Origin of the sequence: Pseudonocardia halophobica (genome assembly GCF_027922425.1) — a bacterium.
In the GTDB taxonomy this organism is placed as follows: Bacteria; Actinomycetota; Actinomycetes; order Mycobacteriales; family Pseudonocardiaceae; genus Pseudonocardia; species Pseudonocardia halophobica.
The window spans coordinates 98142-113747 of the sequence record NZ_BSFQ01000009.1; the positions used below are offsets into that span (position 1 = coordinate 98142).

Below are 15606 nucleotides of genomic sequence, written 5' to 3' on the forward strand. Positions count from 1 at the left end.
TCAAGGGAGCGGAGGCGCCGTTCGTGCTTCCACGGTGAGATCAAGCCATCAGGCCGCCGTCAATCCGCAATAGATGAGATGTGTCGACCCAGTCACGGCACGTAGCGTTGTCACCCGATCGGGTAGTCGGGGGGCGAACGTGAATCAAAACAGCAAGAACACCGCGCAGGGCCATGCACGCGTCGGCATGCAGGTGGGCTTTGTGGCCGGCAACGTCGAGCAATCGCTTCCGCCTCAGGAAGCAGTCGCCGGCGTCCCACGCATACAGGCGCAACTCGATGAGCTTGAACAGCTGATCGCCTCGGCCCGGTCCACGCAGGGCATCGGTAGAGCCCAGGCTGCGGCAGCGCTGAACTCCATTGAGGAGGCCTCGGCGGCAATCGACGACAAGGAGGCTGGAAAGGCTGGCTGGAGGGCCAGGTTCGTCGCCGGGCTCACCGGCTTGAAGACGGCCGTCGCCGGCGCTGCCGCAGTGTCGGGCGACATCGCGGAGATCGTCGACTCGATCCAGCATCTGGCATGACCGGCCCCGGCAACCAGCCGGACGGGAGGGAAGACGGGGCAGCAAGCCAGTCTTCGACGAACTCGGCCACCGATGGCGCTCAAGTCGGAGCCCAGTTCGGTTTCGTCCATGGCAACGTCAACTACACGTATCAGACACGGGATGACAGCCCGGCCGAGAAGTTCCGCATCGGCCGCAACTTCTTGCAGGCAGGAGCCCCGGGCAAAGCAGCAGAATTGATTGAGGACGCGCGGGCGCGCGGACACGACACGCCTGAGGTCCGCTTCTGTCACGCGCTCGCACTGGTCAGCAATCGTTCTGCCAGCGAGCTCGCGCTGATGGAGTCTCGGCCCACGCTCAAGCTTCTCATCGAGCAAGCGTCGAGCGCTCCGGACGATCACTACCAACAAGGGCTCTTCGTCATCGGCCGCATCCTCGACCTCGTCCTGCGTCGAGGTGCTCCGCCGGCACCGGCCCCGGCACCCGATCGTGACGAGGTGTTCGCTCTGTACACCGCGCTCGCGCGGGACGTGCGGCGAGACATCGGCCGCCACCTCGACCGACTCCTCGCGGGCGTGGCCGAGGATGAGATGGAACTGCGCCGTGCCGAGGAGATCGACCAAGGGCGCTTCGACGGCGACCGCCGTCGACGAGCCAGAAAGTACTTCATCCCCGACCCGGCCAGGCCGTTGCGCCGCTATGTCGACCAGGATCCTCATCCGATTCGGAGTTGGGCGCTGTCCGGGGCGCTGTGCATCGTGTTTGCCCTAACAGCCGGGTACTTCTTGGCCCTCACGTCGGGCATCGGCCGCACTGTGGCCAGCTTCCTTCTCCCGGCACTCGTCGCCGCTGCCACAGGCGCGGGATGGGGGTTCGTAGGGGTCAGCGCGGCCCGTCGGTGGAACCGGCTCACGAGGACGCGCCTCGAGAAGCGCCGCGCTCCGCGCTTCGATGACACGAGGATCGACTCCCGAGAGGATGCGAAACGGTTCAAGGCGACCGTGCGGGATATGTACAACCGGGAGTTCTTCTTCGCGAGCCCGACCGATAAGCAGAAGGCCAAGCAGTGGCGGAAGGATACCGAGGGTATCCGGCGATCGTTGCGCCAGGAGTGCATCGATCTGTACGGATCCCGGCATCGCCGCAACCCGGCTAGCCTTGAATGGCTCGCCCGGCACCACGCCGAACGCATGAGGCAACGTTGGGACCGAGCCGAGTTCAAAGCCTGGCCTGACATCTACCGACCTGACCACTTCCGCCGTCTGGCTGGGCCGGTGGGCGCAGTCCTCCTGCTCGTCATCGCAGTGCTACTCAGCGCGAACATCATCGCGACAGCTTCAGGCGCCGGCATCCTCCTTTGGCTGTGCACCCTCGTCGCGGGGAGCGGCGCGTACGTCCAGGTTGCGTCAACCTGCGCGAGCCACAAGGTGGCGACGTGGCAACGTCGCGAGACAGACGACGAACTCGCTGAAGCCACCCGCGCGTTCCACCGTCAGATGGACTACCTCAAGGACCGGCCCTCAGACGTTGAGATCGCCACGTGGCTCGACTTTGATCTTCGGGCGATCCGCAACGATGCCCTGAAGCTCTACGGACTCCGTCCTGGTGACCTCTTCACTCACCTCGCGCTGACGGAGGGCAGACCCGACGGCCGCCGAGCGCGGGAGCCACGCGGTCCAGTGCGTTATGAGAAGTACGGAACGAAGCTGCTCCTACTCACCGAGAACGGACTTCGTCAGTTCGAGATCGAGCTCGACTTCTTCACCGGACACCTCGGGGACCGAAAGCGCCTCGGGTTCCACTACGACAAGGTGGCTTCGGCCACCGTCCGTGAGGCGGGTCGGGTCGCGCCGGGCAGGCGACTCACGATCATCAGCGTTGAGGACGAGACCGGTAACGAGATCGAGGCGAGCGCCGACGAGACTGGTCATCTCTACCAGCAGGACTTCATCATCGCATTGGTCAACGGCTCGGAGACCGAGATCCGAGTGGAGAACTATAAGGACCTGACGGAGCCGGGCGAGGATCAGGCACGGCTGTTTGAGCTCGCGTTAGAGACCTCGGGGGTCAGGAACGCGATGCGCGTTATGGAGGCTGTTGCCATCGAAGGGCGAGACTGGATTCAGAAGGAGAAGAAGCGACACGACTGGGGCGCGTCGACATGAAGTTCCGCGATCGGCGATCGCAACAGAGCGACGTGCCATGCCACTCACGACGTCCGGAATACACCTACGGCTCTGTCGTGCGGACCTAGCGCACGACGTCCGGTTCGGGCAGGTCAGGTGAGCAGGGACTTCACGGCGGCGGAGAGGCGCTTGCCGTCGGCGCGGCCCTGGGCGGCGGCCTGCGCCTTCTTCATGACCTGCCCCATCTGCCGGGGGCCGGGCTTCTCACCGGTCTCGGCCTCGACGTCCGCCACGGCCTGCTGGGCGAGGGCGGCCAGCTCGTCGTCCCCCAGCTGCTGCGGCAGGTAGCGGGCCAGGACCTCGCCCTCGGCCTTCTCCTGCGTGGCCAGCTCCTCGCGGCCCGCGGCGGAGAACGCCTCGGCGGACTCGGCCCGCTTCTTGGCCTCCTTGCGGATCACGCCGAGCACCTCGTCGTCGGAGAGCTCCCGGTGCGCCTCGCCCGCGACCTCGGCGTTGCCGATCGCGGTCAGGGTCATCCGCAGGGTTCCCTTCACCAGCTCGTCGCGGGCCTTCATCGCCGCGGTGAGGTCCTTGCGCAGCTGCTCCTTGAGGGTGCTCACGGGCGTGACGCTAGTCGACCGCTCGCTGCCCGTACGCTGGGATACGTGAACAGCCTCGCTCGCCTGGCCATCGGCGCCGTCACCACCGGCGCTGCGGGGGTCGCCTACGCGGCCGGGTACGAGCGGCGTCGGTGGACGCTGCGCGAGGCCACCGTGCCCGTCCTGCCCGAGGGCAGCCGGCCGCTGACGATCCTGCACGTCTCCGACCTGCACCTCACGCCCGACCAGGAGAGCAAGAAGCGCTGGGTCGCCGAGCTGGCCGCGCTGGAGCCGGACCTCGTCGTCGACACGGGCGACAACCTGGCGCACCCGCGGGCGGTGCCCGGCGTGCTGGCCGCGCTCGGGCCGCTGCTGGAGAAGCCGGGCCTGTTCGTGTTCGGCAGCAACGACTACTTCGGCCCCACCCCGAAGAACCCCGCCCGCTACCTGCGCAGCTCGGACCGCCGCATCCACGGCGAGCCGCTGCCGTGGCGGGACCTGCGGGCGGCGTTCGTCGAGCGCGGGTGGCAGGACGCGACGCACCAGCGGCTGTTCCTCGACGTCGACGGCCGGCGGATCGGCATCGTCGGGGTCGACGACCCGCACCTGTCGCTGGACCGCTACGACAGCGTCTCCGGACCGATGACGGCCGACCTGCGGCTCGGCCTGACCCACTCGCCCGAGCCGCGGGTGCTCGACGGGATGGCGGCCGACCACGTCGACCTCGTCCTGGCCGGGCACACGCACGGCGGCCAGCTGCGCCTGCCCTGGTACGGCGCGATCGTGACCAACTGCGGGATCGACCGCTCGCGGGCCCGCGGCGCCTCCCGCTGGGGTGCCCACACCTGGCTGCACGTCTCGGCCGGCATGGGCACCTCGCCCTACGCGCCGGTGCGCTTCGCGTGCCCGCCGGAGGCCAGCCTGCTGACCCTCGTGCCCCGTCCGGCCGCCCCCGGCGCCGCAAGGGCCACCCCCGCGCAGGCCGCCGGAACCGTCGGGTAGAGTTCACCACGGCTCGCAGGGAGACCGCGGGCCCTCGGGGTGTGGCGCAGCTTGGTAGCGCGCTTCGTTCGGGACGAAGAGGTCGCAGGTTCAAATCCTGTCACCCCGACCATATTCGGAGGCCCAGGTCAGCAGACCTGGGCCTTCGTCGTTCTCTCGGATGACCTGGAGTCCTGGAGCTCCCTGGTGTCCTCAGCTCGGCGGCAGGGGTCGAAGCCGGCCTCGGGATCTACTCGCCGATGTGAAGGTGGAATCCGCTGCCACTGCGCTCCGCGCGCCTGGAGGCCGCTTCGGTGAGCGCCGGGACTACGTTCAGGAGCGCGTTGCCGGCGGCAGCGGCCCGCACGGACACGGGCCGCCATTCAGGTGGTGCGGACGGCTCTCTGGGGAGCGGTGAGTGAAGCGCGACGAGCGGCCCAGGCCAGGAGGACGCGCTCCTGATGGGTCCTCGGCATAGCGCCGAACGGCCACTGACCTGCGACGATGAGCCAGAGTTCGAACATCAGTTCGAGTATGATCAGGGCATGGACGCAGGGCCCGTCGGCACCGCGCGCGAGCGCCTCCAGCAGGCCATCGCGCAGCTGACCGATGCCGCTGGACCCATCGCCGAACCGGACGACCTCATCGCCGCGCTGATCGCCTACGAGGAAGCCCGACGCTTCCTGGACCGGGCCGTGGTCGACGCCACCGCCGATCTCCAGCGGCGCGGTGTGTTCGCCGAGCGCGGCTACCGCTCGCCCACCGGCGCACTCTCCGATCTGCTCGGCTGGGAACGCTTCGAGGCCCGCCGCCGCGTGATCGCCGCCGAGAACGTCTGCGAACAGATCGGGCTCGACGGCGTTCCGCTGCCGGCCCGACTTCCTGCCACCGCGACCGTGTTCGCCTCCGGCGAAGCCGGGCTCCGCCACGTCGAAGTCATCGCCCGGCTGCTCGACAGCGGCCCCGCCCGCCGACTCGACCCGAAGACCTGGGCCGGCGCCGAGGTCCAACTCGCCGCCAACGCCGCGATCTACACGCCCTCCGAGCTGCACACCTGGGGCACCCAACTGCTCGAGCTCCTCGACCAGGACGGCCCCGAACCCGACGACACCCCACCCGCGCAGCTCAACGAACTGCGGCTCTCGCGCTTCCGCACCCGCCCCGGCGGCAAGCTCGCCGGCCGCTACGACGACGCCGCCCTGTTCGACGCGATCGCTGCGGTCGTGGATGCCGGGGCCGCCCCGCGGGACGCCGACGACCAGCGCAGCAGCGCGCAGCGGCAGGCCGAAGCGCTCGCCGAGGTGTGTGTGCAGGTGCTGTCGCGTGGGCGACTGCCCGAAACCGGCGGCCGGCGCCCGCAGTTGACCGTCACCGTCCGGCTGGAGGACCTCGAGCGGCGCGCATCGTCTGCGTCCCTGGAGTTCGGCGGCCAGCTCACCCCACAGACCCTGCGCCAGTTGGCCTGCGACGCCGCGGTCATCCCGGTCGTGCTCGACGGCACCGGCGTCCCCCTCGACGTCGGCCGGACCAGCCGCACCGTCCCGGACGGGCTGCGCCGCGCGGTCACCGTCCGCGACCGCGGCTGCGCCTTCCCCGGCTGCGACCGCCCACCCTCCTGGTGCGACATCCACCACGTGCGCGAGTGGCAGCACGGCGGGCCGACCGCCCTGCACAACCTGGTGATGCTCTGCTCCGTCCACCACCGGCTGATCCACCATTCCCACTGGGAGGTCCGGATGCTCGACGGGCTGCCCGAGTTCCTCCCGCCGAGCTGGATCGACCGCAGCCGCACACCCCGCCGGAAACCACCACCCCTCCTCCAGCCCGTGGAGTAAGGGCCGATGAGTACGGGGCTGCCGGGGACAAGGGCAGGCAGAAGCCGGGATCCTCCGCGGCTCCTCGGGCGTCCACTCGGCACCCGGCTGGGGTTGCAGCCGCCAAGAGAAGCCGCGCCGCATCGCGGGCACCGGCTGCGCCTGTGCTCAGACCGCGAGGAGCGCCCATGTACCGATGCCCATGCATCCGCGTCGACATGGGCAGTCGCCGGCCCCGAATGGGCAGTGTCCGCCGACGAGGGGGAAGGGGTCCGCAGCGCACGCTTGGCGAGTCCGCATCGCGCCCAGGAGGACCCCATGTTCACCACCGCCCTCTGCCCCCGCTGCACGGCCATCATCACCATCCGGACCGAGTACGGGATCGACACGTACCGATGTCGCGGCTGCGGCGCCGGCGCGCCGAGCCGGATGGGCAACGTGATCGACCTTCGCGAACGCCGGGCGCGCCGCCAACCTCACGACCTCACGTACGGCCGTCGGCCCGCGGCCTGAGCCCGACACCGCGCCGCGTCACCACCCGCCCGCCGGAACAACGCCGCCTCGGCGGCCGGCCCGGTGCCGTGCCGCCTCGCCGCACAGCCAGCCGGCGCATTCCGCCAGCGGGGCCCGCACCACATCCCGCCCGACCTCCTGCCGGGCGGGAGGAGCGGCTCAGCTCTCGCAGGCCACGCCGTCGCCGTCGCGGTCGAGCGCACGCCGGTAGCCCGGGTCGCCCGCGTACAGCGGGGCGGCACCGGCGGCCTTGGCCGCGGAGCAGTTGGCGTAGTAGGTCGAGGACCCACCCGACGCTGGCGCGGATGCCACGGGTGCGGGCGCCGAAGCGGCCGGGGCGGCGGCGCGGGGCGCTGCGACGAAGGGCCGCGGGGCGTCGACGCGCGGAGACTCCGCCACCGGCTCGTCCACGGCAGCAGGAGCAGCAGCAGGAGCGGCGGTGGGGACCGCAGCAGGAACCGGCGGGGCGGCGGCCTCGCCGAGCGTGATCGGGTCGCCTGCCGAGGCGAGCGCCGCGGCGCCGGGCAGCTGCGTGGTGACGGTCCCCTCCGCCACGCCCGCGACGGACCCCGTCGAGGGGCCGAGCACGACGTTGGTGAAGCCCGCGGCCGCGAGCACCTGGCGGGCCTGCGCATCGGCCATCCCGACGACGTTGGGCACGGCGAGGAGGACCGGCGCGGCGGGCGCAGGCGCGGGCTGCACGACGGCGGCGGGCTCGGGGGCACGAGCGGCGCCGACGAACGCGAACACCGTCATCAGCAGGCAGATCGCCGTCCCGATCCACCCCAGCACCAGGCCGGTGCCGCTCCGGCCCGCGGACGAGGCGCGTCCGTCCCGGAACCGAGCACGGCCCGCGCGCGACAGCAGCAGGGCCGGGACCGTCACGAGCAGCCCGACGATCGGCAGCCACCCGGCGACGAGCCCGACCAGCCCGAGCACGAACCCGGCGGTGGCCGGGGCGTTGCCCGGCCGGGCCGGGGTCGTCGGCGGGATCGGGGTCCACGGCTGGGTCGCGGTCATGGGGGTCCTCTCCGGGTCCTGGGTGCGAACGGCGTCGTGCCGCACCGCTGAACGGACCATCGGAGGAGTCGCAACACCATTACCGAGCGTCGTCAGAAATGACGACGGCCCGGGCGGAGGACGCTCCGCCCGGGCCGCCCCACCCCTCATCCCAGGGCGTCGGCGGGGGTGAACTTCTCGCGGTGGATGTGCCGCGGGGCCATGCGGCGACGCTTGAAGGCCTTCACCCCCGCCTCGACCATGGCGGGCGGCCCGCTGAGCCAGCCCGACCAGCCGCGGGCGCTGGGGACGTCCTCGACGAAGGCGTCCGTCGGGAAGCCCGAGCGGCGCCCGGCCGCGGGCTCTTCGGACAGCACCGGCACGAAGCGGAAGCCGGCGTGCTCCTCCGCCAGCTCGGCGAACCGGTCGAGGTCGTAGAGGTCCGCCGCGCCCCGCACCCCGTGGTAGAGCAGGACCTCGCGCGACGGGTGCCGCGCCAGCGCGGTGCGGGCGATGCCCACGAGCGGGGCGAGCCCGGTTCCGCCGCCGACGAGGACCATCGGGCCGCCGTCGTCGTCGGACTCCGGCGGGAGGTGGAAGTCGCCGAGCGGGCCGGTCGCCTCCACCTCGTCGCCGACGGCCAGGCCGCCGAAGAGCCAGCCGTCGGTCGCCACCCCGCCCGGCACCCGCCGGACGTGCAGCTCGAGCACCTTGTCCTCGTCGGCCGTGTTGGCCAGCGAGTACTGCCGCCGCGCCCCGGATCCGGGGACGACGAGCTCGACGTACTGCCCGGCGGAGAAGGCCAGCGGCTCGGGGAGGCCGAGCAGCACCCGCCGGGTGTCGCGGGCGATGTCCGCGACCTCCAGCACCGTCGCGGTCAGGTCCCGCAGCGGGTGGGTGGCGCGGTCGCCGGCACCGCCCACCTCGACGTCGGACACCGGACGGGCCTGGCACGCCAGCGCCATGCCCGCCGCCCGCTCCTCCGCGGTGAGGGTGTCGAACGGCGAGTCGCGGTGGTCGACCTCCCCGCCGACGACCTGCAGCTTGCAGGTGCCGCAGGTCCCCTGGTTGCAGGAGTTCGGCATCCACAGCCCGGCACGCAGGCAGGCGTCGAGCAGGCTCTGGTCGGCGTCGCACTCGACCCGGCGACCGCCGACGGTCACCGCGAAGCCCATCTCAGACCTCCCAGGTGACGTGCAGGCTCGTCGGTCCGCGGAAGCCCCAGCCCCAGAAGTCGACGCCCTCGCGGGTGTCGCGCTCGAGGTTCGGGATCGCCTCGAACAGCTCCTCCATGGCGATCCGCATGACGTGGTTGGCGAAGTAGATGCCCGCACACGCGTGGCTGCCCGCGCCGAACGCGAGGTGCGGCAGCGGCGGGCGGTGCAGGTCGTAGGTCGACGGCGCCTCGTAGACGCCCGTGTCGTGGTTGGCCGACCCGTAGGACAGCATCACCGGGGTGCCGGCGGGGATGTCGACGCCCGCCACGGTCACCGGCTTCGTCGAGATGCGCGCGGTGGCCGACCAGATCGGCGAGGTCCAGCGCATCCCCTCGGAGATGGCGCGCGGGATGAGCACCGGGTCGTCGACGACCTGCTCCAGCTGCTCCGGGCGGCTGAAGAGACCGACGAGCGTGGACGCCATGCCGTGGCCGGGCTCCTGCATCGCGCCGAGCAGGTAGACGTAGATCGTCGGGTAGATGTACTCGCGGTCGCGGGTCTGGCCGGGCGGCATGCCGTCGTGCAGCCAGTGCGAGATCGCGCTGTCGTCCGGCTCGACGATCCACCTGTCGATCAGCGGGTCGACGATCGCGCGGATCTCGGCCTTCGCCTCGTCGCCCTCACGGAAGCCCTCGGGGTTGGCGAACTCGCCGTCCTCGGTCATCGCGGCGTTGGTGAACGAGCGGTTCAGCTTGGCGAACCACTCGCGGAGCTTGTCCGAGTCGACCGACTGCAGGCCGAGGAGGTCGCCGAGCGCGCGGACGCTGACGGGCTCGCAGAACTGCGAGACCAGCTCGGCCTGCCCGTCGTTCTCGAACTGCTCCAGGTAGCGGCGCGCGATCGGGCGGACCAGGTCGTCGATCCAGCGGTCCACCTCGACGGGCTGCAGCGCCGGCTCGACCATCGACCGCAGGTCCGCGTGGATGTCGCCGTTCACGCCGATGATCGCCGGGTGCCCGAAGGTGCGACCGCCGGCCGGGGTGATCACGCCCTCGAAGTCCGGGCTGGTCGCGACCTCGCGGCACACCTCGGCGGTGGAGGCGACGTACGAGCCCAGCACCGGCACGAAGGCCAGCGGCGCCTCGGCGCGCAGCCGCTCGTAGGTGCGGTACGGGTTGCGCTCGAGCTCGCTCATCGTGACGTCGTCGAGCCAGGACAGATCGGGCTTCTCGGTGGTCGTCATCGACCGTCTCCTCCCACAGCGTCGTCCGGGATGGGTCGTCCGGGATGGGACGGGAAGGTAGGTCGCGACCCCGACGCCCGGCGACACCGTGAGCGCGGCCCCGGTACGGATCGCGCGGCGGGTTCGTGAGGTCACTCTCAGGTACGCTCCCGGCATGTCCGCACGGCGTCGTGCAGCGCCCCGGGACTGGGACCAGGCCTCCCGGGCCGTCGCGCAGGCGTACTTCCCGCACGAGCTGCAGCTGCTCGGCGGGGGCCGGGAGCCGCGCCTCACGCTGCGCACGCTCGATCTCGGCGCCGTGCTCGTCGGGCACGTGGGCTGGGGCGCGGACGTCCGGATCGCGTGCGACTACCCGGGCTCCTACGAGATCAACCTGCCGCTGACCGGGCACCTGGAGAGCCGCGGCCGGCACGGCCGCGTCGTCTCGCTGCCCGGGCAGGCGACCGTGTTCCGCGCGGACACCCCGTCGTTGATCAGCCACTGGGACGCGACCTGCACGGTCCTCGGCGTCAAGTTCGACCGGACCTGGCTCGACCGGGAGGCCGAACGCGTGCTGGGCGACGACCGGGTGACGGTCCGGAGCCTGCTGCCGGACCAGGTGGACCTGGCGGCCGGTCCGGGGCGGGCGTGGCGCCAGCTCGTCGGGAGCATGGCGGCGCACCTGCACGATCCCGACCTGTTCGGCGGCTGCGGCCCGGTCAAGGACCAGCTGGCCGGGGCGATCGCCGCCGGCTTCCTCCTCGCCAGCTGCCCCGGCGCCGGGACGGGGTCCCCGGCACGCCCGCGGACCGTCGCGCGCGTGGTCGACCAGCTGCACGACGACCCGGGCCGGGCCTGGACCGCCGGCGAGATGGCGGCCGCGGCGGGCACGAGCGTGCGGCGGCTGCAGGAGGGCTTCCGGGAGTGGCTCGGCTGCACGCCGACCGAGTACCTGACCGGGATCCGCCTTCAGCGCGCCCGCGCCGACCTGCTCGCCGACGCCACGCTCACCACCAGCGAGGCCGCCGCGCGCTGGGGTTTCTCCAGCGCGAGCCGGTTCGCCGCGGCCTACCGCCGCCGCTACGGCCACCCGCCCTCGCAGGCCCGGGACTAGAGCTCGCCGGTCTCCAGCAGCGTCTTCAGGTCCGCCAGCAGCCGCGGCCAGCCCTGGGCCACCATCTCGGCGACCCGGCTGCCTCGGTCGAAGTCGTCGTGCACGACCGTCAGCCTGACCACGTCGCCCTCCGGCTCGATCTCGAAGGCCACCCGCGAGCGGCGCTCGGCCGAGATGCGGGTCAGGGTCTCCTCGTCGATCCCGGCGGCCGCGGCCCACTCCGGGGTGAAGGTGTGCCAGGTGTAGGCGAGCCGGCGCGGCGGGTCCGCCTCCAGCACGACCTGCTCGGGGTCGACGGTCTCGCGCCCGTTCTCCTCCCAGACCATCGGGGCGCCCTTGCGCCACTCGGTCCGGAAGGCCACGCCCCAGTAGCGGCGGGTGAACGCGGGATCGGTGAGCGCCTCCCACAGCCGCTCGGGCGTGGTCCGCACGTAGGTGGTGTAGGTGAACTCGGTCGGGGACACGGGTGCTCCCTCCAGCGCCGCGCGCAGGTCCGCCACCGCCCGGACGCGCTCCCGGGCGTACCGGCCGATCCAGCGCTCGGCGATCAGGTCGATGGGTGCGGCGTCGAGGTGGTGCAGCTTCTCCCGCCCCCGGCGCCGGGTCGTGACGAGACCGGCGGCCTCGAGCACCGCGAGGTGCTTGGCCACCGCCTGCCGGCTCATGTCGAGCCCCGCGCACAGCTCGCGCAGGGTCTGCCCGTTGCGCAGCCGCAGGCGGTCCAGGAGCGCACGGCGGTGCGGGTCGGCGAGCGCACGGAACACCTCGTCCATCCCCACCTCCACGGGCAACCCTGGAGTTGCCTTTATAGGCAACCAACAGGTTGCCTGTCAAGGCGCGGTATCAGGCACGCGGCGACGCCGCTCCACACCGGAGACGAGGAGGTTCCGATGGCCGACATCCGGTACGGGCACCACACCGCGGAGATCGACGGCGACTTCGTGGTCTTCGTGATCGGGGCGCGCCCGTCGCTGCGTCACCCGATCCGCACGTTCCTCGACCTCGGCGGTCGCCGCGGCATGACGGCGATGCTGAAGGAGCTGAGCCGGGACCCGGAGAAGGGCCTACTGGGTTTCCAGAGCAGCGGTCTGCTGATCGTCCAGTACTGGCGCTCCTTCGAGCACCTCGAGGCGTTCGCCCGCGACCCCGGCGACCTGCACCGCCCGGCCTGGCTGAACTACTACCGCCGCGCGGCCCGGCACGAGGGCACGGGCATCTGGCACGAGACCTACCTCGTCCGCGCCGGTGAGTACGAGGCGATCTACCACAACATGCCGCCGCACGGCCTCGCCACGGCCGGCCGCATGGTGCCGCTGAAGGAGTCGACGACGGCCCGGCTGCGGCTGCGGCGCGCGCGGACGGCCTGACGGGGGCGGGCCGCGCGGGCCCGCCCCCGGTGGGCCGGGATCAGCCCTTCTCGGACAGCTCCTTCTCGTACTTCGCGGTCATGTGGTCGACGGCGGCGAGCTGGGTCGCGGCGTGCGCCTCACGGGTGTCGAGCGCCCGCTTCTTCGCCGCGAGGGTGCTCTCGGCCTGGCCCTGGAAGTGCGGGAACACCTGCTGCGCGATGAGCTCGTAGGAGCGCCTGGTGGCCTCCGGGTTCGCCCAGTCGTGCCCCAGCAGCAGCATGCAGCCGAAGCCGCCGTTGCTCTGGTCCCACAGCCGCTGGACCTGCGCACGGGCGTCCTCGACGGTGCCGATCGCGCCGATACCGGCCTCGTTGATGAAGTCGATCATGCCCTTGATGTCCGTCGAGTCGCCGACGTCCATCTGCGGGAAGGCCGCGACCTTCTGGAAGTAGTTGAACCAGGGCACGATGCCGAACTCGACGTCCCGGTACGCCTGCTCCTTGGTCTCGGCGATGTGCATCAGCCCGACCAGCCGCCAGCCCGAGCGGTCCGGGGTCTGCTGGCCGAAGTGCGCGGCCCGCTCCTCGACGACGTTCCAGTGGTGGGCCAGCGCGTCGAAGCCGTCTTGCGTGAGGGTGGCGCCGATGGACAGCAGGCCGACCCCGTGCCGGCCGGCGAGCCGCGGGCCGGTGGGCGACGCCACGGCGGCGACGGCGATGTCGAAGCACGGGTCCGTGTACGGACGCAGCTGCAACTGGGCGTCGATCAGGTTGTGGGTCTTCGTCTGCTGCGTGACGGACTCGCCGCGCAGCAGCCGCATGATGATGTCGATGTTGACGTCGAGCAGCTCGCGCGTGTCGGTCGGGTTCAGCCCGATCATCGCCGAGTCCGTGGGCAGCGACCCGGGGCCGACGCCCAGCATCGTCCGGCCGCGGGTCAGGTGGTCGAGCATGACCATGCGGTCGGCCACCCACAGCGGGTTGTGGTAGGCGATCGAGGTCACGCCGGTGCCGAGCTTGATGTTGCGGGTCCGCTCGGCCGCGGCCGCGATGAAGATCTCCGGCGACGCGATGATCTCGCTGCCCGCGGAGTGGTGCTCGCCGATCCAGGCCTCGTCGTAGCCGAGCCGGTCCAGGTGCGTGACGAAGTCGAGGTCGCGCTGCAGGGCGAGCGTCGGGTTCTGCCCGGGCACGTGGAAGGGGGCGAGGAAGGTGCCGAACCGCAGTCGGGTCACGGGTTGCTCCTGATCGTCGTCGATCCTCACTGCTCGCACCGCGCGGGAGGGCGCGGGGAGGGGGCACCGTCATCGTGGGGTGCGTCGTCCGTCGCGCCGTGTCCGAAAACGGGACACCCGTGGGTCACCCGAGCAGCGGCAGGCCCTCGACCGGCGTGGGCGGCCGGAGCAGGTGCCGACAGCGGTGCGTGTCCGTCCGCGGCCGAGGCGCACCACCCGAGGGGTTCCGCAACCGCGTCGCACGGCCGCCCCTGAGCTCGGTCGACGTCACAGCGTCACCGCCGACGTGACCGACACGATGGACACCCGTTCCAGACGGGTGTCTTGATCACCTACTACTGTCGCCGCCCATGGGACATCGCGAGGACCTGCTGGACGGCGCCGCCGACTGCCTGTACGAGAAGGGCTTCGGCCGGACGACCGCGCGGGACGTCGTCGCCGTCTCCGGCACCAACCTCGCCTCGATCGGCTACCACTTCGGCTCGAAGGAGGCCCTGCTCACCGAGGCCGCGGTGCGCGGCGCCGCGGACTGGGCGCAGGCCCTCGACCGGGCGCTCGCCGAGGTCGACCCGGCCGCCTCGCCGGAGGAGCGGGTGGCGCAGACCTGGACCGCCGTGGTGGACCTGTTCACCCGGGAACGACGGCTGTGGGTCACCTACGTGGAGTCCCTCGCCGAGTCCGCGCGCTCGCCCCGACTGCACGACGCGCTGGTGGGCGCGCAGCGCCAGACCCGCGAGGAGCTGGCCTCGATGTTCCACGCGCTGCCGGACGACCCGGCCGAGGCCGACCACCGCACCCGCGTGCTCGGCGGCTTCTACCAGGCCCTGCTCACCGGGCTCATGGTGCAGTGGGTCGTCGACCCGGAGGACGCCCCCTCGGGTGCGGACGTGGCCGAGGCCATCGGGATGCTCGTCGGGTCGCCGGAGCTCGCGGCTCACTGACCCGCGCTCACCGATCGGAGGACGGCCGGCCGATCCCGAACGCGTACAGGACCCCCAGCGCGGCGAGCGGCGGCAGCCCCGTCCACAGGAACCACGGGTAGAGCAGCTCGCCCGTGGTGATCGAGACGATCCCCCAGGCCACGAGGTTCACCACGGCGATCGTGCTGAAGATGATCGTGAGCACGCGCAGCGCCGTGCCGCCGGCGGTGTCGGAGAAGACCCGCCTGCGGGCGGTGGCGTCGGGGAGCCGCGCCGGGGCCGCCGGCAGGTCCCGGACCTGCCGCTCGAGGTCCCCGCGGGTCCGGGCCCGGAAGACCTCCCGCGAGCGGGTGTCGTACTCGTCGAGGTCGAGCAGGCCCTCGCCCTGCGCCCACTGCAGGTGCCGCGCGGCCCGGGCGCGGTCGGCGTCGGAGACGCGCATGTCCTCGGGGCGCACCGGCTCGGTCACGCCCCCATGCTGCCCGCCCGGCCGGTGTGACGGATCAGGGATCGCCCGGATGCGCGCCGCCCACCATGCTGTGCGCATGACGGGCCCCAGCTCCCCGGAAACCCGCGCCACCTCCCCCGGAACGGCCGCCTTCGACCACCTCCCCCGGCCCGACGCCGTCGCCGCCCTGCTGGCCGTCTGCTGCTCGCCCGCGTGGGCCGAGGCAATGGCCGACGGCCGGCCGTACGACGATCTCGACGCCCTCCTCGCCGCCGCGGACACCCAGCTCGAGCGGCTCGACGAGGCCGGCATCGCCGACGCCCTCGCCGGGCATCCGCGCATCGGCGAGCGGGCCATCCACTCCGCCACCTCCGCCCGCGAGCAGGCCGGGATGTCCGGGGCGTCGGACGAGGTCAGGGCGGCGATGGCCGAGGGCAACGCCGAGTACGAGCGCCGGTTCGGGCACGTCTACCTCGTGTGCGCCGCCGGCCGCAGCGCGGACGAGCTGCTGGCCGTGCTGCGCGAACGGCTCGGCACCACGGCGGCCGAGGAGGCCCGGCGCACCCGCACCGAGCTGGCCGCCATCAACCGCCTGCGGCTCACCGGGCTCATCGTGCAGGATCGTTGA

At 72.0% G+C, this 15606-nt stretch carries 16 protein-coding genes and 1 tRNA gene; 10 read left to right on the forward strand and 7 right to left on the reverse strand.

Features of this window, described 5'->3' with window-relative positions; genetic code table 11:
* Positions 1 to 139: 139 nt before the first annotated feature.
* Both PKE99_RS13350 and PKE99_RS13355 read left to right on the forward strand, forming a co-directional pair.
* A complete protein-coding gene (locus PKE99_RS13350; RefSeq protein ID WP_156067789.1) occupies positions 140 to 523 on the forward strand; it encodes a hypothetical protein in 384 nt (127 codons plus the stop codon).
* A complete protein-coding gene (locus PKE99_RS13355) occupies positions 520 to 2667 on the forward strand; it encodes a hypothetical protein (RefSeq protein ID WP_037049433.1) in 2148 nt (715 codons plus the stop codon). The genes PKE99_RS13350 and PKE99_RS13355 overlap by 4 nt, the downstream gene beginning before the upstream one ends.
* Before the next feature lie 113 nt (positions 2668 to 2780).
* On the opposite strand, the gene PKE99_RS13360 is transcribed toward PKE99_RS13355, so the two are convergent.
* Positions 2781 to 3248 (reverse strand): GatB/YqeY domain-containing protein, encoded by a 468-nt coding sequence (locus tag PKE99_RS13360; protein WP_037049431.1) that lies wholly within the window; start codon positions 3246 to 3248, stop codon positions 2781 to 2783.
* Between the two features lie 45 nt (positions 3249 to 3293).
* Between PKE99_RS13360 and PKE99_RS13365 the strand changes: the two genes are divergently transcribed.
* The 4 genes from PKE99_RS13365 to PKE99_RS13380 all read left to right on the forward strand — a co-directional run bounded on the left by PKE99_RS13365 (position 3294) and on the right by PKE99_RS13380 (position 6535).
* The gene (locus PKE99_RS13365) at positions 3294 to 4229 is read left to right on the forward strand and encodes a metallophosphoesterase (protein ID WP_037049425.1); all 936 of its coding nucleotides are present in this window, start codon (positions 3294 to 3296) and stop codon (positions 4227 to 4229) included.
* A 35-nt stretch (positions 4230 to 4264) separates the two neighbouring features.
* Positions 4265 to 4341, forward strand: a tRNA-Pro gene (locus PKE99_RS13370).
* A 412-nt stretch (positions 4342 to 4753) separates the two neighbouring features.
* Positions 4754 to 6043: an HNH endonuclease signature motif containing protein gene (locus PKE99_RS13375; protein WP_271214879.1), complete on the forward strand. Its 1290-nt coding sequence runs from the start codon at positions 4754 to 4756 to the stop codon at positions 6041 to 6043.
* Between the two features lie 297 nt (positions 6044 to 6340).
* A complete protein-coding gene (locus PKE99_RS13380) occupies positions 6341 to 6535 on the forward strand; it encodes a hypothetical protein (RefSeq protein ID WP_037048584.1) in 195 nt (64 codons plus the stop codon).
* A gap of 159 nt (positions 6536 to 6694) precedes the next feature.
* On the opposite strand, the gene PKE99_RS13385 is transcribed toward PKE99_RS13380, so the two are convergent.
* The 3 genes from PKE99_RS13385 to PKE99_RS13395 all read right to left on the reverse strand — a co-directional run bounded on the left by PKE99_RS13385 (position 6695) and on the right by PKE99_RS13395 (position 9934).
* Entirely contained in the window at positions 6695 to 7555 is an 861-nt protein-coding gene (locus tag PKE99_RS13385) for an excalibur calcium-binding domain-containing protein (RefSeq protein WP_051737764.1), read from the reverse strand.
* Between the two features lie 146 nt (positions 7556 to 7701).
* A complete protein-coding gene (locus PKE99_RS13390) occupies positions 7702 to 8709 on the reverse strand; it encodes a 2Fe-2S iron-sulfur cluster-binding protein (RefSeq protein WP_037048581.1) in 1008 nt (335 codons plus the stop codon).
* 1 nt (position 8710) lies between these two features.
* Positions 8711 to 9934, reverse strand: a complete 1224-nt coding sequence (locus PKE99_RS13395; protein ID WP_037048579.1) for a cytochrome P450 — start codon at positions 9932 to 9934, stop codon at positions 8711 to 8713.
* Positions 9935 to 10088: 154 nt separating this feature from the next.
* On the opposite strand from PKE99_RS13395, the gene PKE99_RS13400 reads away from it, so the two are divergent.
* Positions 10089 to 11027, forward strand: coding sequence for an AraC family transcriptional regulator (locus PKE99_RS13400; protein ID WP_037048576.1), 939 nt, complete (start codon positions 10089 to 10091; stop codon positions 11025 to 11027).
* Here PKE99_RS13400 and PKE99_RS13405 read toward each other — a convergent pair.
* Entirely contained in the window at positions 11024 to 11800 is a 777-nt protein-coding gene (locus PKE99_RS13405; protein ID WP_037048574.1) for an ArsR/SmtB family transcription factor, read from the reverse strand. The two genes, PKE99_RS13400 and PKE99_RS13405, sit on opposite strands and share 4 nt — an antisense overlap.
* A gap of 117 nt (positions 11801 to 11917) precedes the next feature.
* Here PKE99_RS13405 and PKE99_RS13410 point away from each other — a divergent pair, with 117 nt between their 5' ends.
* Positions 11918 to 12394, forward strand: a complete 477-nt coding sequence (locus PKE99_RS13410; RefSeq protein WP_037048569.1) for a DUF4188 domain-containing protein — start codon at positions 11918 to 11920, stop codon at positions 12392 to 12394.
* Between the two features lie 40 nt (positions 12395 to 12434).
* Here PKE99_RS13410 and PKE99_RS13415 read toward each other — a convergent pair whose 3' ends face one another.
* Entirely contained in the window at positions 12435 to 13610 is a 1176-nt protein-coding gene (locus PKE99_RS13415) for an LLM class flavin-dependent oxidoreductase (RefSeq protein WP_037048565.1), read from the reverse strand.
* A 350-nt stretch (positions 13611 to 13960) separates the two neighbouring features.
* Here PKE99_RS13415 and PKE99_RS13420 point away from each other — a divergent pair, with 350 nt between their 5' ends.
* A complete protein-coding gene (locus tag PKE99_RS13420) occupies positions 13961 to 14551 on the forward strand; it encodes a TetR/AcrR family transcriptional regulator (protein WP_037048562.1) in 591 nt (196 codons plus the stop codon).
* Positions 14552 to 14558: 7 nt separating this feature from the next.
* Here the strand turns inward: PKE99_RS13420 and PKE99_RS13425 are convergent, their stop codons facing one another.
* Positions 14559 to 14999, reverse strand: a complete 441-nt coding sequence (locus PKE99_RS13425) for a DUF1707 SHOCT-like domain-containing protein (RefSeq protein ID WP_051737763.1) — start codon at positions 14997 to 14999, stop codon at positions 14559 to 14561.
* 76 nt (positions 15000 to 15075) lie between these two features.
* Here PKE99_RS13425 and uraD point away from each other — a divergent pair, with 76 nt between their 5' ends.
* Entirely contained in the window at positions 15076 to 15606 is a 531-nt protein-coding gene (gene uraD / locus PKE99_RS13430; RefSeq protein WP_037048560.1) for a 2-oxo-4-hydroxy-4-carboxy-5-ureidoimidazoline decarboxylase, read from the forward strand.

Bases quoted from the DNA above. Each gene is read 5' to 3' on its own strand.
- PKE99_RS13355 (WP_037049433.1), top strand. From the start codon at position 520: ATGACCGGCCCCGGCAACCAGCCGGACGGGAGGGAAGACGGGGCAGCA.
- PKE99_RS13375 (WP_271214879.1), top strand. From the start codon at position 4,754: ATGGACGCAGGGCCCGTCGGCACCGCGCGCGAGCGCCTCCAGCAGGCC.
- PKE99_RS13380 (WP_037048584.1), top strand. From the start codon at position 6,341: ATGTTCACCACCGCCCTCTGCCCCCGCTGCACGGCCATCATCACCATC.
- PKE99_RS13385 (WP_051737764.1), bottom strand. From the start codon at position 7,555: ATGACCGCGACCCAGCCGTGGACCCCGATCCCGCCGACGACCCCGGCC.
- PKE99_RS13390 (WP_037048581.1), bottom strand. From the start codon at position 8,709: ATGGGCTTCGCGGTGACCGTCGGCGGTCGCCGGGTCGAGTGCGACGCC.
- PKE99_RS13395 (WP_037048579.1), bottom strand. From the start codon at position 9,934: ATGACGACCACCGAGAAGCCCGATCTGTCCTGGCTCGACGACGTCACG.
- PKE99_RS13400 (WP_037048576.1), top strand. From the start codon at position 10,089: ATGTCCGCACGGCGTCGTGCAGCGCCCCGGGACTGGGACCAGGCCTCC.
- PKE99_RS13405 (WP_037048574.1), bottom strand. From the start codon at position 11,800: ATGGACGAGGTGTTCCGTGCGCTCGCCGACCCGCACCGCCGTGCGCTC.
- PKE99_RS13410 (WP_037048569.1), top strand. From the start codon at position 11,918: ATGGCCGACATCCGGTACGGGCACCACACCGCGGAGATCGACGGCGAC.
- PKE99_RS13420 (WP_037048562.1), top strand. From the start codon at position 13,961: ATGGGACATCGCGAGGACCTGCTGGACGGCGCCGCCGACTGCCTGTAC.
- uraD (WP_037048560.1), top strand. From the start codon at position 15,076: ATGACGGGCCCCAGCTCCCCGGAAACCCGCGCCACCTCCCCCGGAACG.